This window comes from Providencia stuartii (assembly GCF_029277985.1).
Lineage (GTDB): Bacteria > Pseudomonadota > Gammaproteobacteria > Enterobacterales > Enterobacteriaceae > Providencia > Providencia zhejiangensis.
Map to the genome: position 1 here is coordinate 714079 of NZ_CP119546.1, position 20822 is coordinate 734900.

The 20822-nt window shown below is 47.0% G+C and carries 18 protein-coding genes; 16 read left to right on the forward strand and 2 right to left on the reverse strand.

The genetic code is table 11. The features are described 5' to 3' along the window. The first annotated feature begins 29 nt into the window (after positions 1-29). The 9 genes from P2E05_RS03045 to P2E05_RS03085 all read left to right on the forward strand — a co-directional run bounded on the left by P2E05_RS03045 (position 30) and on the right by P2E05_RS03085 (position 13712). Complete coding sequence (locus P2E05_RS03045) at positions 30-722, forward strand: DsbC family protein (protein WP_004249363.1); 693 nt, start codon at positions 30-32, stop codon at positions 720-722. Then, positions 722-3121, forward strand: a complete 2400-nt coding sequence (gene traC, locus P2E05_RS03050; protein ID WP_004249365.1) for a type IV secretion system protein TraC — start codon at positions 722-724, stop codon at positions 3119-3121. Before P2E05_RS03045 ends, traC begins: the two co-directional genes overlap by 1 nt. Then, positions 3114-3461, forward strand: coding sequence for a hypothetical protein (locus P2E05_RS03055; RefSeq protein WP_004249366.1), 348 nt, complete (start codon positions 3114-3116; stop codon positions 3459-3461). The genes traC and P2E05_RS03055 overlap by 8 nt, the downstream gene beginning before the upstream one ends. Next, positions 3445-3957 (forward strand): S26 family signal peptidase, encoded by a 513-nt coding sequence (locus tag P2E05_RS03060; RefSeq protein WP_004249367.1) that lies wholly within the window; start codon positions 3445-3447, stop codon positions 3955-3957. Before P2E05_RS03055 ends, P2E05_RS03060 begins: the two co-directional genes overlap by 17 nt. Positions 3958-3967: 10 nt before the next feature. Next, a complete protein-coding gene (locus P2E05_RS03065) occupies positions 3968-5092 on the forward strand; it encodes a TrbC family F-type conjugative pilus assembly protein (RefSeq protein WP_004249368.1) in 1125 nt (374 codons plus the stop codon). After that, entirely contained in the window at positions 5076-6104 is a 1029-nt protein-coding gene (locus P2E05_RS03070; protein WP_004249369.1) for a TraU family protein, read from the forward strand. The genes P2E05_RS03065 and P2E05_RS03070 overlap by 17 nt, the downstream gene beginning before the upstream one ends. A 2-nt stretch (positions 6105-6106) precedes the next feature. After that, positions 6107-9799, forward strand: a complete 3693-nt coding sequence (gene traN, locus P2E05_RS03075) for a conjugal transfer protein TraN (RefSeq protein WP_004249370.1) — start codon at positions 6107-6109, stop codon at positions 9797-9799. A gap of 458 nt (positions 9800-10257) precedes the next feature. After that, positions 10258-11676: an SIR2 family protein gene (locus P2E05_RS21605; RefSeq protein ID WP_004249371.1), complete on the forward strand. Its 1419-nt coding sequence runs from the start codon at positions 10258-10260 to the stop codon at positions 11674-11676. After that, complete coding sequence (locus P2E05_RS03085) at positions 11673-13712, forward strand: ATP-binding protein (protein WP_004249372.1); 2040 nt, start codon at positions 11673-11675, stop codon at positions 13710-13712. The genes P2E05_RS21605 and P2E05_RS03085 overlap by 4 nt, the downstream gene beginning before the upstream one ends. A gap of 408 nt (positions 13713-14120) precedes the next feature. On the opposite strand, the gene P2E05_RS03090 is transcribed toward P2E05_RS03085, so the two are convergent. Both P2E05_RS03090 and P2E05_RS03095 read right to left on the reverse strand, forming a co-directional pair. Beyond that, entirely contained in the window at positions 14121-14804 is a 684-nt protein-coding gene (locus tag P2E05_RS03090; protein ID WP_004249373.1) for an endonuclease, read from the reverse strand. A 108-nt stretch (positions 14805-14912) separates the two neighbouring features. Continuing rightward, the gene (locus tag P2E05_RS03095) at positions 14913-15515 is read right to left on the reverse strand and encodes a hypothetical protein (RefSeq protein WP_004249374.1); all 603 of its coding nucleotides are present in this window, start codon (positions 15513-15515) and stop codon (positions 14913-14915) included. Between the two features lie 365 nt (positions 15516-15880). Here P2E05_RS03095 and P2E05_RS03100 point away from each other — a divergent pair, with 365 nt between their 5' ends. From P2E05_RS03100 to P2E05_RS03130, 7 genes are all read left to right on the forward strand, one after another. Then, positions 15881-16207, forward strand: coding sequence for a hypothetical protein (locus P2E05_RS03100; RefSeq protein ID WP_004249377.1), 327 nt, complete (start codon positions 15881-15883; stop codon positions 16205-16207). A gap of 15 nt (positions 16208-16222) precedes the next feature. Next, positions 16223-16642, forward strand: coding sequence for a single-stranded DNA-binding protein (locus P2E05_RS03105; protein WP_004249378.1), 420 nt, complete (start codon positions 16223-16225; stop codon positions 16640-16642). 79 nt (positions 16643-16721) lie between these two features. Continuing rightward, the gene (bet, locus tag P2E05_RS03110; protein ID WP_004249379.1) at positions 16722-17540 is read left to right on the forward strand and encodes a phage recombination protein Bet; all 819 of its coding nucleotides are present in this window, start codon (positions 16722-16724) and stop codon (positions 17538-17540) included. A gap of 83 nt (positions 17541-17623) precedes the next feature. Next, positions 17624-17767, forward strand: coding sequence for a hypothetical protein (locus tag P2E05_RS03115; protein ID WP_000167275.1), 144 nt, complete (start codon positions 17624-17626; stop codon positions 17765-17767). A gap of 60 nt (positions 17768-17827) precedes the next feature. Beyond that, a complete protein-coding gene (locus P2E05_RS03120; protein WP_004249381.1) occupies positions 17828-18844 on the forward strand; it encodes a YqaJ viral recombinase family protein in 1017 nt (338 codons plus the stop codon). 209 nt (positions 18845-19053) lie between these two features. After that, on the forward strand, positions 19054-20013 hold the full coding sequence (locus P2E05_RS03125) for an AAA family ATPase (RefSeq protein ID WP_004249382.1): 960 nt from the start codon (positions 19054-19056) through the stop codon (positions 20011-20013). Then, the gene (locus tag P2E05_RS03130; protein WP_004249383.1) at positions 20013-20780 is read left to right on the forward strand and encodes a hypothetical protein; all 768 of its coding nucleotides are present in this window, start codon (positions 20013-20015) and stop codon (positions 20778-20780) included. The genes P2E05_RS03125 and P2E05_RS03130 overlap by 1 nt, the downstream gene beginning before the upstream one ends. The last annotated feature ends 42 nt before the right edge of the window (positions 20781-20822 follow it).

The following is a 20822-nucleotide window of genomic DNA, read 5'->3' on the forward strand; positions in this document are numbered from 1 at the left end:
GCCTCGATTTACATTAACGAGGACTCCTCATGCGAAAACTATCTCCAATTATTCTGGCGCTTGCGCTGTCTCCTTTGGTTCAAGCTGAACCAGTGTCTGAAGTGTCGCCCGTTGGCAAAATTGACGGCATGGTTTCTTTGCCGGTCACGGGTATGAAAGCGGTTGAAAGCAATGGCCGTATTGTTTTCATGTCAGACAGTGGCCGGTTCGTCATTGATGGCACGCTCTATGATGCCTGGTCGAAAAAGCCGCTTACTAGCCTTGAAGAAATTCGAGAAGCAGGAAACACGCTGGACTTAAGTCGTCTTGGCTTAAAAATGGATGATTTGAACCCACTGACGCTGGGCGAAGGCAAAAAGAAAGTGGTGGTCTTTGTTGATCCACGATGCCCGCACTGCCATGAGCTTTTGAAACAAGCTTTACCGCTAACCAAAGAATACACCTTCCAAATACTCCCTGTGCCAGTGCTTGGTCCTGATTCAGAGCGTCAGGTTCGCCAGCTTGGCTGTGCGCGTGACAAAAAAGCGGCCACCGATGCATTGCTCAATGGTCGAATTAGTAACTTAGAGCAGGATGATACCTGCAACTTAGAGCCAATGCAGCGTACCTTGGTGACGGCTCAAATCCTGGGCATTCAAGGTGTGCCTTTCATCGTCGCCAATGATGGTCGCATCAGCCGAGGCCGTCCTTATGATCTTTCTGCTTGGTTGGAGGGGCGTTAATGAAAGCCTCTCTGTATTCAGGGCAACGCGCTTCAGAGCTATTGCCAGTATTGGCCTATTCAGACGATGAGCAACTGTTTTTCATGGAAGACCAAAGTGTTGGCTTTGGTTTTCTATGTGACCCATTGCCGGGTGGTGATGAGTCTGTTGCAGACAGGGTTAATGTTCTTCTCAACAACGACTGGCCAAAAGACACTTTGCTGCAATTTGGCCTGTACGCCTCGCCTGATATTCAAACCGACCTTCAGCGCATGATGGGCTTAAGGCATCGTCAATCCGACCCATTGCTCAGGGCGTCGATACGCAAACGTGCGGATTTCCTCGATGGGGGCACGGTTCGACCAATAGAGGAATCGACCCAGACACAGGTACGCAACTTTCAACTGATCGTCACCTGCAAATTGCCTTTGGAAAGTCCTATACCGACTGAGCGTGAATTAAGTCGAGCATCCGCGCTTCGAGCTTCTTTCTCGCAGGCGCTGGCAACAGTTGGTTTTCGAGTTAATGAGATGACTGACCGAAATTGGCTCGCAGCATTAAGTGCGCAGCTTAACTGGGGAAAAGATGCTTCTTGGCGTAATCCATCACCAGTCCGCAGTGAGGCTGATAAACCACTTCGAGAGCAAGTGTTGGATTATGACCGAGCTATCAAGGTGGATAGCCAAGGTCTGATGCTGGGCGATTACCGAGTCAAAACCCTATCGTTTAAGCGCCTGCCTGAGCGGATCTGGTTTGGTCATGCCGCAAGTTTTGCGGGCGATATGATGACGGGTAGTCGCGGTTTACGCGGCAGCTTTTTACTGAATGTCACCATTCACTTTCCTTCAGCCGAGGCGATGCGATCTCGTCTAGAGACGAAGCGTCAATGGGCGGTCAATCAGGCCTATGGCCCGATGCTCAAGTTTGTGCCGGTGCTTGCAGCCAAGAAAAAGGGATTTGATGTTCTTTTTGAAGCCTTGCAAGAAGGTGATCGTCCTATTCGGGCAAACATGACCTTAACGCTGTTTTCACCAACTGAAGAAGCGTCCATCAGCTCTGTTTCAAATGCTCGAACTTATTTCAAAGAACTCGGATTTGAGCTGATGGAAGACAAGTACTTCTGTTTGCCCATTTTTCTGAATGCCCTGCCATTTGGTGCCGACCGCCAGGCGATGAACGACTTGTTTCGATTCAAGACCATGGCGACACGACATGTGATCCCACTGTTGCCTTTGTTTGCAGATTGGAAAGGCACGGGCACGCCAGTGATTAACTTTGTTTCCCGTAATGGCCAGATCATGAGTGTGTCCCTTTATGACTCGGGCAGTAATTACAACTGTTGCATCGCGGCGCAATCGGGATCGGGCAAGTCTTTCCTGGTGAACGAAATCATCTCCTCCTACCTATCAGAAGGCGGGCAATGCTGGGTGATTGATGTTGGCCGCTCTTATGAAAAGCTGTGTGAAGTCTATGACGGTGAGTTCTTACAGTTCGGGCGGGACAGTGGCATTTGCTTGAATCCGTTTGAAATCGTTGAGGACTATGACGAAGAAGCGGATGTGTTGGTTGGGTTATTGGCCGCAATGGCCGCACCTACGCAGTCATTAACCGATTTTCAGATGGCCAACCTAAAGCGTCAGACCCGTGAACTGTGGGAGAAAAAAGGTCGTGCCATGTTGGTTGATGATGTGGCAGAGGCCTTAAAAAATCATGAAGACCGTCGTGTGCAAGACGTGGGTGAGCAGCTCTATCCGTTTACGACACAGGGCGAATATGGCCGCTTCTTTAATGGCCACAACAATATTCGCTTCAAAAACCGATTCACCGTTCTGGAGTTAGAAGAGCTCAAGGGGCGTAAGCATCTACAACAAGTGGTGTTGCTTCAGCTTATCTACCAAATCCAACAAGAGATGTACTTAGGTGAGCGGGATCGTCGCAAGATTGTGTTCATTGACGAAGCCTGGGATCTGCTGACTCAAGGTGATGTCGGTAAGTTCATCGAGACGGGTTACCGTCGATTTCGAAAATATGGCGGCAGCGCTGTAACGGTAACGCAGTCGGTCAACGATTTGTATGACAGCCCTACAGGTAAAGCCATCGCTGAAAACTCGGCCAATATGTACCTGCTTGGTCAAAAAGCCGAAACCATCAACGCGCTCAAAAAAGAAGGCCGTTTGCCATTAGGTGAAGGCGGCTACGAATACCTAAAAACGGTTCATACCGTCACGGGTGTCTATTCCGAAATTTTCTTTATTACCGAGATGGGCACCGGGATTGGCCGCCTCATCGTCGATCCGTTTCACAAGCTGTTGTACTCGTCCCGTGCAGAAGATGTAAACGCGATTAAGCAGTTAACGCGCAAAGGCCTTTCTGTTGCTGATGCCATCTCTCAGTTGTTGAAGGAGCGAGGCTATGAATAAGTCCACGCTTTGGCCATTTATGGCCTCTATTACTTTGTCTATTGCAGGCAGCGGTTTAATGACCAGCTGGCTTTTAATGAAAACACTCGAACCCATCCACAGCCAGTTGGCGTTAAGTACGCCCATTGCAGTCGTGGATTTTGGGGAGGCGGTGTTGTCACTGGGCCCCAATGCCAGCGAACAAGACATCGAATCCAGGTTGCTTCAGACCAATCAGCAAATTGAAAAATTAAAAGCAGCCGGTTTTATCGTGCTGGATGCCCAAGCGGTGGTGGGTGCTGATGATTCCGTATTTGTGCCAGTAGGCTCAAAGGAGGTGTCTCATGCAGATACTCCGTAAAAGAATGCCTTGGCGGCCATACCTCATCCGGTTGACTGTTCTTGCGTTAATCATGGCCTTGGTAGGCACCTACGCCATGATGCGCTACCGAATAGGTATTGATACCCAGCAAGAGCGCTGCCTGCCTGATACCACGGTGTATCTGATTGACCTATGGAATAAAGAGCCCGTTAAGGATGGTTTGTATGCCTTCCACTCAAAAGGACTCGCTCCGTTATATAACGACGGTACTCGGATGCTGAAACGCCTAACAGGGATGCCTGGGGATGAAGTCAATGTGACGCCTGAGCATGTGCTGGTGAACGGTGCTGAAGTTTCTACCGGCATGGCATTAGCCCAGCGTCTTGGTGCGGCGGAATCACAATTTAGCCGCTCATTGACGCTGCAAGAAAACGAATATTGGTTTTCCGGCGAGGCTGCTACGAGTTTCGACTCCCGCTATTGGAATGCCGTTAAGCGCGAGCAGATTGTTGGTCGCGCTTGGCCGCTTTGGTAGGAGGTGGAAGATGAGAAGACTATGCCTCTTATTTTTGTTGGTTGCGCCATTGGCTTTTAGTCAAGTGTCCTGGGCACAAGAGCCTTATCCGTTGTCTGACGAGGACAAAAAGATCGTCGAAATGAGCCGCAGCATTTTACAAAGTGCTGTGGATGGTTCATCTGAATTTATCGAGCCTTTTTCACCGATTGAACAACCTAAGTCGCTCAAACACAACGATGAATGGTTGATATTTGCGTCGTCCTCACTGGGGGATTCCTCACTGATGCAGCTATTTAAAGAGGCCAGTGCTACCGGCGCTATTGTGTTGTTTCGGGGAATTCCTGAAGGAAAGACCTTGGGGGCGGCTATCCGTGATTGGCATACCCTGATGGCGGGACTTGATCCTGTTCCTCAGGTTCGAATCGATCCGAAAGCCTTTGTGCACTGGCGGGTGACTAGCGTGCCTGCCATTTTCCGCATAGAAGATGACAAGGTGACTGCAAGTGCACTAGGGGTTTACAGCAAGGACTGGTTGCAACGTCAAATTGAAACAGGCAATACCGGATCTTTGGGTCAACGCGGTCCGATTCATTCCATTTTAGAACCGGATTTGATGCAAGTGGCGATGCAGCGTTTACAGTCGCTTGACCTGGGCGCGTTAAAGAAAAAAGCCATTGAGCGTTTCTGGTCTCGCCAAACTTTCACTGACTTACCCAAAGCCACGCAGTATCGGATAAGAATGGTTGATCCAACCATCGTCATGAAGCGGCCACTATTGGATGCCAATGGCCGAACATTGATCCCAGCAGGAACGCGTATTAACCCGCTAAAAGCCTTGCCATTTACTCAGCAGCTCGTGGTGTTTAATGCGTCGAACGCTGAAGAAGTGGACGCAGTAGCGCATTGGCTTGAGGGCCAAGATAGGACGCTGCGCCGCATTACGCTTATCACCACGCAGCTCGACCGTGCTCAAGGTTGGAATAGCCTCAATGCGCTCGAAAAGACATTGGACAGTCCGGTTTATCTTCTCAATGCCTCGCTAAAGCAGCGCTTTGATTTGCAAGTCACCCCATCGTTTGTTCAAGCAAAGGGACTCGCGTTTGAAATAGAAGAAATTCCAGCAAAGGAGCTTGTTCATGAAAAAGCTCAATAATACGTATCGTCTGTTGCGGACTCTCGTTGTAATGTTTGTCCTTGGCGCATCTATTCCTGCAAAAGCCGAACTGACCTGCCCAGACGCGGGGTTATTGTCCGGCAAGTTGCTGACGGATGTTTGCTGGTCATGCATTTTTCCTATCCGAGTTGCGGGTCTTCCTCTTGGCTCTGGCAGTGTCCCAAGCGGCGCATCAAACAAGTCATTTTGCTTATGTGAAGACAACTTAGGTGTGCCAAGGCCAGGTATTGTTACCAGCATGTGGGAGCCAGCGCGTCTGATTGAACTAGTCAGAACGCCAGGTTGTTCGCCTTCACTGGGAGGGATTCGTTTACCGTTAGGTGATAGGCGATTGCAAGGTGGTCATGGTGAAGGTGAATACGATACCGGTGATCTTGCTTTCTACCATTACCATTATTACGCCTTTCCGCTTTTGGTCATGCTCGATTTGTTCATGGATGGCAATTGCAATGCCGATGGTTACATGGACTTTGACTTGATGTATTTGTCGGAATTGGACCCAACATGGCTGAACGATGAACTGGCCTTTTTTACTCAGCCTGAAGCGGCTGCCGTTGCCAATCCATTGGCTATATCTGCTTGTACCGCTGACGCTGCTTCATCAACGCTTGGTAAACCCATCGACCAGTTGTTTTGGTGTGCTGGCAGTTGGGGCCATCTCTACCCGTTATCTGGCCACACCTTAGCCTTTGGCTCATTAGCAGAAAACACCAGCCATTTAGCGGCGCGTGCAATCGCGGCTCAACACAGGCGTGGTCTTGCTAGGCGAACAATGGGGAACAGTGCGCTATGCCGACCTGTTATCGAACCCATGCTGCCGAAATCCCAATACAAGATGAGTATGTTCTTCCCAGTACCGGAAACTGAAAGTGCGCATGTCATCGGTGAAAGCACCATGAAATGGGGAGAGTGGCGAACGATCCCCGGTGCCGGTGAAGATGCGCTCTACATTTTGTGGCGCTGGCAAGACTGCTGTAACTCGGGAGGTTAACCATGAAACCAACACTTTTTACCCGAGTTTTAGCGGGTATTTTATCAATCACTATGGCGTGCCTGCCCTTACATGGTGTGGCCGCTGATGTGCAGCGCCAATCCGGCCTAAGCGGACAACAAGAAGGTAAGCAATTGCTGCAAAACTGGACGATGCCCGCACTCAATGGCAATACATTGTCGGTGCCGAATGGCAGTGGTAATGAGTCCATTAACTTGCAAGAGCTTTTCCCTGGTATGGATCAGGGCTCATTGGATGTCTTAACGGGCGTTTATGGCTCTGATGCCAGCATGAATCAATTGGGGACACAGCGCCAAGAGAGCATGGCATCCGAAAGTGGCGCTACGGGTGAAGCATTTCGTTCGCTACAGCAAATCAAAGACAGGTCTCGGCCAGATATGGTCAATGATCCGCTTTGGGCATTAACTGATGCGGTTCAAACTGACCCCAATCTATTAACCCAAAGCTTCCCCGGCTGTGAGTCTCAAGGTGAAGGCAGCCCAAATTACCAGCAATGTGACAGGCTCAATACAGCGGTTAACAGCTGCACTATTACTCACGATTACACGGCAGGCATTATTGAGCATGTTTCTGGACCGATGAACCTTCGCTCTTGTGGTGAGGGGTGTCTTGAAGTTTGGATTGGACGAATTGGCGACAACTACTGGAGTGGCCGTTGTAAAGTGTTTGAACAGGCCATCACACTCAAAGTCGTGAACCCCGATGCGATTACCTCAGCCGTTCTTGAGTACGCTAAATGGGATGACTACATGCAAGTTTGGCTTGGCGATCAGAAAGTCTGGTCTGGGCCGAACAATAACTTTCCACCAGAAACGTCAGGTCGCTGCGAGCTCAGTACCAGTTGGGAGCGCAATCCAAATACCGATCTCACTGCCAGGCTAAAAGCGGTAGAACCCGGTTTAGAAGTGCCGGTAAAAATTCGCGTATCGGTTACGGGTAGTGGTGAGGGGTATGCACGCATCAAGGTGCGCTTTGATCCAACCAAGGTGGTGATGAATGATAGTTGGTCGCCACAATCCTGTATCGAACAAGCAGCGGATATCCCGACGAAGTTTTCAGACTACAGCATTCAATGCACGGATCAGCCTTCTTCAACCAACGGATGTACGGTGGTCAATGGTGTTTCAGTTTGTGAGTCCTATTTTGCCCCAAGCCCAGTGGCTGGCATATCGCCTTTGTGTCGTCGTGTGCAAGTGAGTGTGGATGATGAAAGCTATAAAGGGATTGAAAATCAGGCCTGCCAAGTGCTTGAAGCGAATCCTTCCTGTGGATTCATGTCGTCAGAATGTGCCGAGACCAATGATAAAGGTGAATGCACTCGTTTTACCGATACCTATGACTGTGGATTGCAAACCAGCGATCCAAAGTGTGTGGTATCCAATCTTATGCCGAGTAGTTTTGAAGCCTGTGAGCCTACTCAGACGATCACGCCATTTACTGAAACCAAGCATGTACCCGATTACCAGGTGTGCGAGAAGATCAGCACGCTTACTCAGTGTCAGTTAGAGCGACGTGTATCCGCTGAAACCCATCAACAAAGCTGGTCCATTGAGCGTGGTTGCTTTAGCTCCGAAACGCTCAGTTTTGTTCCACAGCACAGCAGTACTATGCAAACTGGAAACGCTACGCTGAGGATTTTTGATAATCAAAATACTGAGATAAAAATCACCGAGTCGCCATCCAAGGCAAATGGCTGGAAAACGACACTCTCATTGACGGGCAATAAGGAGACGGTGACTGAGACGAAACCGTCCATTAAATACCCTGAAATGACCTGTCCAAAAGGAACCTTGGTTGGCTCATTGTGTAAAGTCGTCAATGGTTCGATTATTTCGTGGCATGAACCCCAGGAGGTCACTCGTTCCAGATGCGATTCCGGCTGGAACAAAGTCGATTTCGACACTTGCAGCCGAGAAGTTCAGAAGTGTTTGGCTCCTGCGAAACTGAGTGCTTCCTTGACCTTCTCCGGCAAGTACTTAGAGCAAGACGTTGTTCATCAATCAAGTGATCCGGGCATAGACCAATGCTTGATGCAAACGGATCAGTTTACTGCGGTGCAGTGGCAGTGTTTGGATACGGGCACAAAACGAATCGACGGGTTAACGGTTGGTAGTAGCGAGTTGGCGAAGCTTGGAAGTCTTTATCCGGCTGTTGTTTCGTCTCCTGCTCATTTAACCAGTCGTGGCAGCTCTGATGGACTGGGGCTCTCATGCTGGAGGGCAAAAGCGACCTATAATGCCTCGACTGCTCACCCAGAGTTCAACATGGGCAGCTCAGATAGCTGGGTAGATGCCAATGGTAATACACAAACCATCGTCAATAACGGACAAAACACGACCACCAATACGTGTGCCGCGCTAGAGCAAAATCCGGCCTGCCAGTACGTCAGAACCGAATGTACTGAGGGCGGGGCTGGTCATGAAGGCTTCTGTTATATCCAAAGTTTGGTGTATGACTGCGGACAAAGCGTTGAAGTGCAAAACGCTCGAATGGAAACTCAATACAACTGTGAGGGGCCAGTTCGCTGTATGGGCACAGATTGTTTAGAGCCAGAGTCAATCAAGCAGGCTAACTTTGCAGAGGCCGCTGCGATGCTTAATGCGGCGCAGTTTATGACCAATGATATGTCATGCACAGGAGCTGATGGCCAAGATAACGTCGAGTGTACGGTCTTTAAAGGTAATGCTGGCCAGTGCAAAAAAGCCGTTGGCGGCATAGTGGATTGCTGTGAAAAGCCAAGTGGCGTGTCGCTATCGGATTACATCACGATGATAGTTGCGGTCAACAAGCTTGATACGGCAGTCATGGCCATGAATCCGTCTTCGGCAATCTATGGTTCGTGGAATACGCTCAGGGAACCAATCACCAGTACCTGGAGTGCGGTTAAAGAGCCTTTTGTGTCTGCATGGGACTCTCTCATGGGGGCTGGGCCATCAACGGCTGCTGGCGCGGGAGCGGAGCAAGCTGCGACTGGCTTTATGCAGGTGTTGACCAACAAAACGGCTGAGTGGGTAGGCTCTACGTTTGGTTCGGGGGCGCAATCGGCACTGTTTAGTAACGTTGGTGGTGCGGTTGGAGCCGATGGTGTCGTTTCGGGTGGTAACTTTGCCCTGGGGGGCGCTGCGGGCGCGGTTCTGAGTACGGTTATGACGGCCTACATGATTTATTCAGTCACTATGATCCTCATTCAGCTTATCTGGAAATGTGAGCAGAGCGAGTTTGAAATGAACGCCAAGCGGGTATTGAAGAGTTGCCACTATGTAGGCTCTTACTGCAAGTCTAAGTTCTTAGGTGCCTGTGTTGAAAAACGGCAGTCATATTGCTGTTTTACTTCGCCACTTTCACGGATCATTCAAGAACAAGTACGCCCTCAATTGGGCCTTGGTTGGGGCAGTGCCAAGTCACCAAACTGTGAAGGTTTGACCGCGAGTCAGTTAAACCAGGTAGATTGGAGCCAAGTCAATCTCGATGAATGGATAGGTATCTTGTCGATAACAGGCAACCTACCCGAAGTACCGTCACTGGATCTGGAACGACTCACAGGCTCAGGAAGTACGCTAAACGTTGATGGAAATCGTCAGAGTGCCGCAGATAGAGCCATTGAACGGCTAAACGGAATGGATGCCCAGAAACTTCGCCAGGAGGCAACGGAAGAAGTCTCGGGGAACAATTAGAATAAATTGCTCCGTTAGCCCCGTTTTGCAGGACTAATGGAGCAGAAAAAATAATCAATATGCATTTATGTAACTGCGACAAATTTGCAAAAATGTGTTTGTAGTAGTTTCGATAAATAGAGTTGGACATCGGACAGATAGCTATGAGCGAGGAACTGACGTGGCCAACCAAAATCGACCAACCCAGCTAAGCCACTTTTCTCAATATCTTCATTTTTAATTCATACATATTTGGGCTTGGATACCTCAAATATGTATGCAAACGTTCTGTATTGTAAAATGTCATGCTAAGCTCGAAAGCACGATTGAACACCTTGGTGTCGAGATTGAAGATGTACTAAGGATTTCAGATAGTTGTGACGGATGATTCAATGCCAACGGATTAAGTTGTAAATATTCATGGCAGACGTTTGTGTCCCCAACGCTATATCTTTCACACAAATATGAGAAGTGTATTTATGACTATTCAGCAAATTAAAGTTGGCAGTGTTCCTGATATTATTGAGCTAACACCAAACTCCAATGAGCAAAGTGATTCTTATCCTTTTATCCTATCAACGAATACTTCATGGGGAGAACAGGGTTCTAAAATATCAATAGAGAAATTACGCCAAAATATTGAGCCTTGGTTAACAGCACTTTTTCAATCCGAACATTTAAATCTATTGATCGGTGCGGGTTTAAGTACGTCTATTCAAATGTCGGCTACAGGCGTGCCACCCGTTGGAATGGGGTGGATCAGTGATCTAGCGGTCTGTCAAAGCGAAATAAATGAATTCGCTACAAAAGCTGCCAAATCGGCTGGTCGCGCACAAGGAAATATAGAAGATCAAATTAGAGCTATTAATGAACTTATCAAAGGTCTTGAAATTTTAACAGTGTTGGATAGCCCGCAACCTGAAAACCCCCCGGCTCCATATGCAGCCTATAGAGACCTAAAAGCTGATTTAGCTGCAATTAAGGGGGAATTGTCTCGATGTCTAGGTGAGTTTTCAAAATCTGTCAGTACAGGAGAACACTTAATTAAAAGTGCTGAAAAAAAACGAAAAGAGGAAACTTTCAATTATCTTGTGAGTTTCTTAATGAGCTTTGCAAGTAGAACCGCTACACGCGACAGATTGCATATTTTTACAACGAACTATGACCGAATTATCGAGGTTGGTGCTGAACTTGCTGGTTTAAGACTCATAGACCGTTTTGTTGGAAGTATTGCTCCCGTTTTTAGATCCTCAAGATTAGAAGTTGATTATCACTATAACCCTCCGGGAATACGTGGTGAACCAAGATATTTGGAAGGAGTGGCACGTTTTACCAAACTTCACGGTTCTCTAGATTGGCACGAACAAGATGGTGCGATTAGGCGCTTTGGCCTACCTTTTGGAGCTCGCTCTGTTGAACCGTTTCTAGAAGCAGAGGGGCACGAAAGCGATAGTTATGAACAACTTATGATTTACCCTAATTCAGTCAAAGATAGAGAAACCGCTGAGTACCCCTATGTAGAGTTATTTAGAGACTTAGCAGCAGCGACTAGCCGTCCAAACAGTACATTAGTCACGTATGGCTATAGCTTTGGTGATGAGCATATAAACAGAGTAATTGAAGATATGCTTACCGTTCCATCTACCCATCTAGTCATCATTGCTTTCGGAGATCCGCTAGAAAGAATTATGAACTTCATTGGTAAAAGTGGAAGAAAAGCTCAAATCACTTTACTAATGGGTGACCATTTGGGGGATCTAAAAACTTTGGTTGATAACTATCTACCTAAACCAGCCATAGATAAAGCATCAATAAAGATGGCCGAATTACTAAAACAGCGAGGCTTTATCCAGTCAGAACACTCAGGTAATGCAACTACCACCGAGGTAACATCATGAGTTACTTGCCTATAGAAAGACTGGAACAGTTACGAATCGGAACCGTTGGTTTTGTATCGCCTAGTGAAATTAGAGTTTCCTTAGAAATTGATTCCCCAGACTCAGTCTCTCTTCAAGGAGGCTCACCTCGCAACTTTCCTCGAATCAACAGTTATGTGCTTATAAACAGTGATGATGGATTTCTAGTTGGTCAAGTTGAGTGGATCGCAGTAGAACACTCGCCATACCCCAAAAGAAGAGGCTTGCAAGATTTTGGCTTGATAGACTTACCTTTTCCTCTAAAAAAGCTCAGTATCAACCCCGTTGGTACATTGAGAAGCGATAGAAAAAACGATGGTTTCAAATTCACCAGAGGAACAGATGCATTTCCTTCAGTTGGTGATTCAGTGCTTTTACCTACTGACCAACAATTAAACTCAATAATCGAATCAGGTGAAAACAGAAGGGTTAAAATAGGAGATAGTCCTCTAGCTAACAATGCAGAAATAAAAATCGACCCCGATAAGCTTTTTGGGCGACATATAGCTGTTTTAGGCAACACAGGTAGTGGTAAATCTTGCTCTGTGGCGGGACTAATTCAATGGTCACTGGACGCAGTTTTACAACAGGGCCAAACTCCGAACGCTCGATTTATAATACTTGATCCTAACGGGGAGTACAGCCGAGCATTTGGTCCAAAGTCAAAATATAAGGGGAATTTATTGCGCGTAGAGGCTAACTCTGATTATGGTGAGTTAGAACTTAAAGTACCATCATGGCTATGGAACAGTTCAGAATGGGGGGCGTTCACTCAGGCAAGTTCAAAAGTTCAACTCCCATTACTACGACGAGCTTTGAGGGCGATGAGAAATGATGTGTTGTCAGAAGATGATGTGACAATTCAAGCAAAACATTTTTGCGGAATACTTTTAGTTTCAATAAGGCAACTAGCAAGTCAAGGGCAGATATATGTGAATGGTGGTCATGCCAAAGGCTTAGTTGAAAGTTTAACGTCATGGGAAACTAGCCTCATAACATTAAACGAAAAAATCCACAACCAACCTTTCAATAGTGTAATAAGCACGATAAATACTTACCTATCTTCCAGAAGAGGAGCACAGTGGCCTGCTAAGCCTGAAGTCAGTGATACTGATAAGTTGATTTCTGAGTTAAAAGAAGCTCATGTTGCACTTGGTGGTGATGAACAAGAACTTCTCCCGAAAAGTGAAGATACGCCTATTCGCTTTGAAGGTGATGACTTCGTCGCCTATCTCGAAGCTTTAGCACAAGAAACGGGAACTGAGCAGTTCATGGAATTTCTTTTGACTCGAATTCGCACAATGCTAGGTGACACCCGAATTAGTGCAGTTACTAAAGATTCTGAGGAACCAATAAGTTTAACTGATTGGCTAGATACTTTTCTTGGGAAGGATACTCATGGTGCTATCACTGTTATCGACCTATCACTAGTTCCCAATGAAATTATCCATCTTGTAACAGCAGTAATCTCTAGAGTGACTTTTGAAGCTCTTCAACGATATCGGAAGATGAATGGAAAACCATTACCAACAGTAATGGTTGCAGAGGAAGCTCATACATTTATCAAACGATACAAAGAAGAAAGTGAGAGTCAATCAGTTTCTGATGTGTGCTGCAAAGTATTTGAAAAAATCGCTCGCGAAGGGCGTAAATTTGGTTTGGGACTAGTAGTATCATCCCAACGACCTTCTGAGTTATCTCCTACTGTTCTTTCTCAATGTAATACTTTTTTACTGCACAGAATTAGCAATGATAGAGACCAAGAACAAGTTCATAGGCTTGTTCCCGATAACATGAGGGGACTATTAAGAGAGCTACCATCGCTACCATCTCGACATGCAATTTTACTCGGATGGGCTTCAGAACTACCGGTGTTAGTTCGAATGAAAGAACTTAGTGAAGAGCAAAGGCCTCAGTCTGATGATCCTGACTTTTGGGACGTATGGTCTAACTCCACAGGTGAGCCTCGTGAAGTAAACTGGCAGCCAATCGTTGAAGAATGGCAAAACAGAGATTAATTTACCAGCCAAATTAGCGCCAAATAGATGCTTAACAATACGAATAAGATTAACTTTCTATGGCGCATTTGTTCCAAAGCGATGAGTGGCGTGAACTATTAGTGGTGTGCGAATCAATAGGCTATTACGCTAATTTCGATAAACGGGTACTTTCCAAAGTGACTTAGGGTTCCTTTCTGACAATTTATTAAATGCATAGATATTAACGACGCTATACGAGAGAAATTTGGGGGAATTACGATTGATTGAAAATTCGACTTAATTCGACAAAGCTGATGATGGTTCAAAAGCGAGTCAGATCCGAACGTCCACTTTGGCAGTTGCCGACTATCAGATTAATTTTAGTAATGTTAATCTGATTTTCGCTAAAAGAACCTTGTCCAACAAGTTTGTCTCAGCTAGTTTCAATTAACAGCTATTTGACACATGGCAGTTAGAGTTACCTTGAATAGTTTTAATCTTAAAATCACGCACTTTTTCCCATTCGTCAACAGGGTCCATTCTTGACCAAGCTTCAAATAGCTGAGTTTGTTGCCTACTGAGTCTTAGGCCGTATTGATCTCGCATGTAGAAATAAATTCTAGCAATATCACCCTGACGGTTAGCTGGTGGTTCTGCTCGACGGTCTTTGAAATCAACTTCGAAATCACATTGACCATAGGATCTTGGTTCATTCGGAATCATGCCAAATCGAAAATTTGATCTATCCCCATTGAGTTCTCCTACAGATGGTACAAGGTTATGGAGATCCGACACCATTTTAGAAAACTCAGCATCATTCTTTTCACAGTTCCGACGACCACCATTTTGCCAGCATTGGCGTTGATGGCCAATTTCCCAAGCTGAGACAACGTGCTCCCACTCTAAGCGTTCTCCTCGTTTCGGTTGCTTCCTTGGTTCATATCCGCAAGATGCAGCATCAATCGCACCATCATTGTTATAGCTACATCCACAGTAAAACGTACTCTGGTTGTCTTGGTAAATTTCTCGGGCAAATCGTTTTGCCTGGCTGAACGATGTTGGGTGTTCTGCAAATGCAGGGATAGCGAACAACGCTATTAAGAAGGTAACGAGAAAATTAGTTCTATTCATGTAAATTGGCCAAAAATGACAGTTAAATTCATTTTAATGATTTTGATAGAAAATACAGCAAGATGAAGAGCCCCTTCAAGAGGGGCAGTGTGATGGGAGCCTAGCTGGCTAGTTGGAGGGGGTATCTGTTTCCTCTTCAGTGATATCGTCATCGGTTGAAGGCACCGCTTGCTCAACTTCTGCTTCTTTACCCTTAGCTTGGGCTGATTTTCGTGCACGAATTTCGATATCAATAATGCGCCGAGCAAGTTTGATGATGCGCTGTTGCCATGCGTAGTTGCCATCAACACGTTGCTTGTTGCTAAGCACGCTAGATAACCAGAGGGTGTCCATTGAGATCATCAATGCATCGAGTTTGCGCACTAAGCCAACAAACTGGCCAACCTGAGGCGAGCTTATTTTTGCGTTGAAGGTAATCGGGTCGGTGTAGTCAGGTACTTCATCGATGCCGTTGGACTCCATCAGTTTGTCCAAACGAGCTTGTTCGCTGTCTACCGCTTTAGCGCAATCCTCGATCAACTGGCTAATGATCTGTTCCACTTCATCAATTTCGTTCTCATCGCCAATGATGCGCAGGATGACATCGATTCCGTAAAGCGCACTGACCGTCCGTCTAAAAACACGGTCAACGACACGTTGTGCCTGTAAGCTGTTAATTGTGAATGATTGTTCAAAGATGGGTTTTGAGTAATTGGGTTTTGCTTGGGCCATAAGTTTGCTCCTGATATGACAATAATCAGTCCCTAGCCTAATCCTCTGTGAGGTAATGGCCTTTCAGCTAGGTGGAAGAATTGAGCATCTTTCTAACTATCCTGTCTGGATAAGACGGTTACACTGACTATCAAATATTGCTGATCTGTTTCAGTAATATCTGCGCCTGAGAGCATGAGCTCAAAGGAAGCCCGCCGCTGAGTATTCTCAGTGGTACTAAGAGGTAGCTAGCCTCCTTAAACAAATAGCCTGCATGTTTACATGCTCAACCATGCGTTCCTTACGGTTCGCCTTTTCACCACCCAACTGGGGGAGTTTTCCCCAGTTGGGGGTGACTCCTTCAAAACCAACATAAGGAGTCACCAATGGAATATATCTTCGGATTTATTATCCAAATCGCAGGCATTATGTTGCTTGCAAAACTGAGCTGGTCGCTTTTGCGATTGCTTGCTCGTCAAAGCGTGCGTCCGTTTCGATTTGTACTTATTCAAATTAAGCGATTGCTCACACCAACACTAAAACGTCGTCCAATGGCAGTGCCTAAAGCTCCTGGTATGCCCCGTTTGACATCTGCGTTTTACAAAGAGCCACATCCGTACGACATGGCTTTACTCGAAATACCAACCTATCTGCGTCGTCAGTCTTCTTTGCCCAGCCGGGCAGAAGCGACTGTGTGCACAGAGTTCAACTAAGACAAGGAGAACATCATGAAAAACCAAGTAACACTCATAGGCTACGTTGGCTCTGAGCCAGAGACGCGAGCCTATCCATCAGGTGATTTGGTGACCAGCATTTCGCTGGCCACTTCTGAGAAATGGCGCGACCGGCAATCCAATGAGCTCAAAGAGCATACGGAATGGCATCGGGTCGTTTTTCGAGATCGTGGTGGATTTAAGTTAGGGCTAAGGGCAAAAGATTTAATCCAAAAAGGAGCGAAGCTTTTTGTTCAAGGGCCTCAGCGCACGCGATCATGGGAGAAAGATGGCACTAAGCATCGATTGACCGAAGTGGACGCGGACGAGTTTCTGCTTCTTGATAGTGTGAACAGAGCATCTGAGCCATCATCGGCGGATGATGCAGGCTCCCAAACTAATTGGGCACAAACTTATCCTGAACCAGATTTTTAACCGAGCGAAAACGCTTTAACCCAGCCGGGAGTACTTTCCCGTCAGGGTCAGACTCCCACTTTGATTGTCGGAGTCCACAATGGAAAAACCAAAGCTAATCCAACGCTTTGCTGAGCGCTTTAGTGTCGATCCAAACAAGTTGTTCGATACCCTAAAAGCAACAGCATTCAAGCAACGTGACGGTAGTGCACCGACCAATGAGCAGATGATGGCGCTCTTGGTGGTTGCAGATCAGTACGGCTTGAACCCTTTCACCAAAGAGATTTTTGCGTTCCCTGATAAACAAGCTGGAATTATTCCAGTGGTAGGTGTCGATGGATGGTCTCGCATCATCAATCAACACGACCAGTTTGATGGCATGGAGTTCAAGACTTCAGAAACCAAAGTCTCACTGGATGGCGCGAAAGAATGCCCTGAATGGATGGAATGCATTATCTATCGGCGGGACCGTTCGCACCCAGTCAAAATCACTGAGTATCTGGATGAAGTCTATCGACCGCCTTTTGAGGGTAACGGCAAAAATGGCCCTTACCGTGTAGATGGTCCATGGCAGACGCACACTAAGCGAATGCTAAGACATAAATCCATGATCCAGTGTTCCCGCATTGCGTTTGGCTTTGTGGGAATTTTCGATCAAGACGAAGCGGAGCGAATTATCGAAGGCCAAGCAACACACGTTGTTGAGCCATCGTTGATTCCACCCGAGCAAGTTGATGATCGAACCCGAGGGCTTGTTTACAAGCTTATCGAGCGGGCGGAAGCTTCAAACGCTTGGAATAGTGCATTGGAATATGCCAATGAACATTTTCAAGGTGTTGAACTGACGTTTGCGAAACAAGAAATATTTAATGCACAGCAACAAGCAGCCAAAGCGCTCACACAGCCTTTAGGTTCTTAGCGCCACGCATTCATTTTACGAACCCTGGCGGGATTATTCTCCCGTCAGGGGGAAGGTCTCGTCTTTTTTTTTGGAGATCTTCCATGACTAAATCAGCCTCACTTTTTCGCTTGGTATTGGTTGTTGCCCTTGTCGTAGGTTCGATTCAAGCCGGTAAAGCGGCAATTGATTCGGTTCAAGCAAGTGTTGTTCAGCACCAAACAGCGTTAGCACAAGCTGCAAAGTAACCACTTAACCCTGAAGGGGAGTTCTCTCCTTCGGGGGAGTCTCCCCTCAAAGGAGGCAATATGAAGGTTATCGACCTATCACAGCGTACTCCTGCATGGCACCAGTGGCGCATTGCAGGGGTTACGGCATCTGAAGCCCCAATTATTATGGGGCGTTCACCCTACAAAACACCTTGGCGATTATGGGCAGAAAAAACCGGATTCGTATTACCGGAAGACCTGTCGAATAATCCTAATGTGCTTCGCGGTATTCGGTTGGAGCCTCAAGCAAGGCGAGCATTTGAGAATGCGCATAATGACTTTCTTCTGCCGTTATGTGCAGAAGCCGATCATAACGCAATCTTTCGAGCCAGCTTTGATGGCATCAACGATGCGGGCGAACCCGTTGAACTGAAATGTCCTTGCCAGTCAGTTTTTGAGGATGTGCAAGCTCACCGAGAACAAAGCGAGGCGTACCAGTTGTATTGGGTGCAAGTACAGCATCAAATACTGGTCGCCAATAGCACGCGTGGTTGGTTGGTATTCTATTTTGAGGATCAACTGATTGAGTTTGAAATACAACGAGACGCTGCGTTCTTAACTGAATTGCAAGAAACAGCGCTTCAGTTTTGGGAGTTAGTTCAAACTAAAAAAGAACCGTCAAAATGCCCTGAGCAAGATTGTTTTGTTCCCAAGGGTGAAGCCCAATACCGCTGGACATCGCTGTCTCGGCAGTATTGCTCAGCACATGCCGAAGTGGTTCGACTGGAAAATCACATTAAATCTTTGAAAGAGGAAATGCGAGAAGCTCAGTCGAAATTGGTCGCTATGATGGGTAACTACGCTCATGCCGACTATGCTGGGGTCAAACTCAGCCGCTACATGATGGCAGGTACGGTGGACTATAAGCAATTGGCCACCGATAAATTAGGCGAGCTGGATGAACAGGTTTTAGCCGCTTACCGAAAAGCGCCACAAGAGCGGTTGCGCATTAGCACCAATAAGCCAGAGCAGCCCGTTGAAACACCAATCAAAATCAGTCTTGAGCAAGAAAACTTGGTTCTGCCAGGTGACTCGCCGAGCTCATTTTACTTTTAACGTTCACTTGGAGCCGATTTCGGCTCCTTTCTCATGCGCTTATATCGAGTGCATCAGAAAGCAGTTTCACTCGTAGCCAATGCTGGGTACGAATGATAGAGCGAGCTGAACTCTTACATACACAGCCATACCACAATCAACACTCCACCCGACGGGGACTTCAGTCCCTGTTGGGGCATGGGGCCTCGTCAAAACAGATGAGGTTTACCATGACTGAACAATCCCCATTTTTGGTTCAAGTGAATCAAGCGTTTAATGTTCCGGCTCCTGATGCTTTCGTTCTGGAAGGATTTGGTGCCGACACTACCCATCCAAACATTCCCGTTCGCAAGGACGAGTATGTTTTTAGAAAAGAAGACTTACGTGACGTATTGGCGTTCTTGTCTAACCCCGACGGTGACGGTTTGTATATTACAGGCCCCACGGGATGCGGTAAGACCTCGCTAATTTGCCAAGTTGCTTCTCGATTGAATTGGCCTGTTCAGCAAATTACTGCACATGGTCGATTGGAGTTGTCCGATCTTATTGGTCACCACACGCTGGTTAATGGCAACATGACCTTTGTGTATGGACCGTTAGCACTGGCTGTAAAGCATGGCCATTTGCTGATCATTAATGAAATGGATCTTGCTGAGCCTGCTGAACTGGCTGGACTCAATGACATTTTGGAAGGTGCCCCGTTGGTCATCGCACAAAATGGCGGAGAGATCATCATGCCACATACCAAGTTTCGTTTTATCGCAACCGGCAACAGTGCGGGCAGCGGTGACCAAACGGGCTTGTATCAAGGTGTGCTCCAACAGAATTTGGCTTTTCTTGATCGCTTTAGAATCATCGAAGCGACCTATGCAGAGCCTTCTGTAGAGGAAGCCATTCTGGAGAACGTTGCGCCTGGCTTGCCAGAAGTCTTTCGCCAAAAAATGGTGAAAGTGGCTGGTGACATCCGTCGTCTTTTTATTGGGGGTACGGATGGCGGTGCAGAGCTTAGTATCACCATGTCCACTCGGACTTTGGTGCGCTGGGCAAAGTTAACACTTGCTTTTAAAGGCGCTCCTAACGCAGTGGAGTATGCACTGGTTCGGTCTTTGACGGCTCGTGCTGAGTTGGAGCAACGTGAAGCCATTCACCGTATTGCCGCTGATGTTTTCGGTGACCACTGGGAGGATTGATGATGGAAAAGTGCTTTGCTCTTTACCGTTACAGTCATTCTGATGGGACAGCCAAAGAATGGGCCATTTACGTTGGATCAGACACCCAGGAGATTGAAGTTCGGTTTGGAAAAGCTGGTCAATTGTCGCAGCAGCGATTGATTGATTCGACTGATCCTAACGCTGAAGCAGACCGACGAATCAATGAGAAAATCAACAAGGGTTATCGATTGGTTGGACAAGTCGGCATTGATCATCAAGGGCGGCCATTTGAACTCTCAAATGCGCTAGATAGCGTCGCGTGCGCCAATAACGTCAGTTGGGAGTTTCGTACTCGCAAGGACGTCAATGGCCAAATCTCGCTGGCGCAAAAAGCGTTGTTCGATATGGCAAAGCTGCTTGAAGCCTATGGCTTGGCTGTTATTGATGATAACCAGGTCAGGATTGGAGAATGGTCATTAGGGTTTTGCAAAAGCAGATTACCTAGTACCAATCAAATCAGCATGGTGTCAGGTGAAGGCGCTGGCATTGTTAACACGGATGATGGCCCATGGCCATTGTTGCTGTTACTGGCCTTTAAGCGTCAATTACCACCTCTGTGTTCGCTCACAGTAGCGAGTCCTGAAGGGATAGAAGTATCCGACCAATTGAAGTTGGAAAAAGATGTATTGAGGCTATTAGGTAGTGATTTAGAGCGGGTTCGCCCGATTGCTGAAGCACTGGACTTAATGCCTGTGAAAATCGATCTCAACCAATCGTCGCCTGATTCGCAAAATTACTATTTCTGATAGTGGTATTGCCATTAGCGCGTCAACTACTACCACCCAAAC

Excerpts from the sequence above, each read along its gene's own strand:
- P2E05_RS03070 (WP_004249369.1), top strand. The coding sequence starts at position 5,076 with ATGAAAAAGCTCAATAATACGTATCGTCTGTTGCGGACTCTCGTTGTA.
- P2E05_RS03045 (WP_004249363.1), top strand. The coding sequence starts at position 30 with ATGCGAAAACTATCTCCAATTATTCTGGCGCTTGCGCTGTCTCCTTTG.
- P2E05_RS03130 (WP_004249383.1), top strand. The coding sequence starts at position 20,013 with ATGATGGAAAAGTGCTTTGCTCTTTACCGTTACAGTCATTCTGATGGG.
- traC (WP_004249365.1), top strand. The coding sequence starts at position 722 with ATGAAAGCCTCTCTGTATTCAGGGCAACGCGCTTCAGAGCTATTGCCA.
- P2E05_RS03120 (WP_004249381.1), top strand. The coding sequence starts at position 17,828 with ATGAAGGTTATCGACCTATCACAGCGTACTCCTGCATGGCACCAGTGG.
- P2E05_RS03085 (WP_004249372.1), top strand. The coding sequence starts at position 11,673 with ATGAGTTACTTGCCTATAGAAAGACTGGAACAGTTACGAATCGGAACC.
- P2E05_RS03105 (WP_004249378.1), top strand. The coding sequence starts at position 16,223 with ATGAAAAACCAAGTAACACTCATAGGCTACGTTGGCTCTGAGCCAGAG.
- bet (WP_004249379.1), top strand. The coding sequence starts at position 16,722 with ATGGAAAAACCAAAGCTAATCCAACGCTTTGCTGAGCGCTTTAGTGTC.
- P2E05_RS03055 (WP_004249366.1), top strand. The coding sequence starts at position 3,114 with ATGAATAAGTCCACGCTTTGGCCATTTATGGCCTCTATTACTTTGTCT.
- P2E05_RS03115 (WP_000167275.1), top strand. The coding sequence starts at position 17,624 with ATGACTAAATCAGCCTCACTTTTTCGCTTGGTATTGGTTGTTGCCCTT.
- P2E05_RS03065 (WP_004249368.1), top strand. The coding sequence starts at position 3,968 with ATGAGAAGACTATGCCTCTTATTTTTGTTGGTTGCGCCATTGGCTTTT.
- traN (WP_004249370.1), top strand. The coding sequence starts at position 6,107 with ATGAAACCAACACTTTTTACCCGAGTTTTAGCGGGTATTTTATCAATC.
- P2E05_RS21605 (WP_004249371.1), top strand. The coding sequence starts at position 10,258 with ATGACTATTCAGCAAATTAAAGTTGGCAGTGTTCCTGATATTATTGAG.
- P2E05_RS03125 (WP_004249382.1), top strand. The coding sequence starts at position 19,054 with ATGACTGAACAATCCCCATTTTTGGTTCAAGTGAATCAAGCGTTTAAT.
- P2E05_RS03060 (WP_004249367.1), top strand. The coding sequence starts at position 3,445 with ATGCAGATACTCCGTAAAAGAATGCCTTGGCGGCCATACCTCATCCGG.
- P2E05_RS03100 (WP_004249377.1), top strand. The coding sequence starts at position 15,881 with ATGGAATATATCTTCGGATTTATTATCCAAATCGCAGGCATTATGTTG.
- P2E05_RS03090 (WP_004249373.1), bottom strand. The coding sequence starts at position 14,804 with ATGAATAGAACTAATTTTCTCGTTACCTTCTTAATAGCGTTGTTCGCT.
- P2E05_RS03095 (WP_004249374.1), bottom strand. The coding sequence starts at position 15,515 with ATGGCCCAAGCAAAACCCAATTACTCAAAACCCATCTTTGAACAATCA.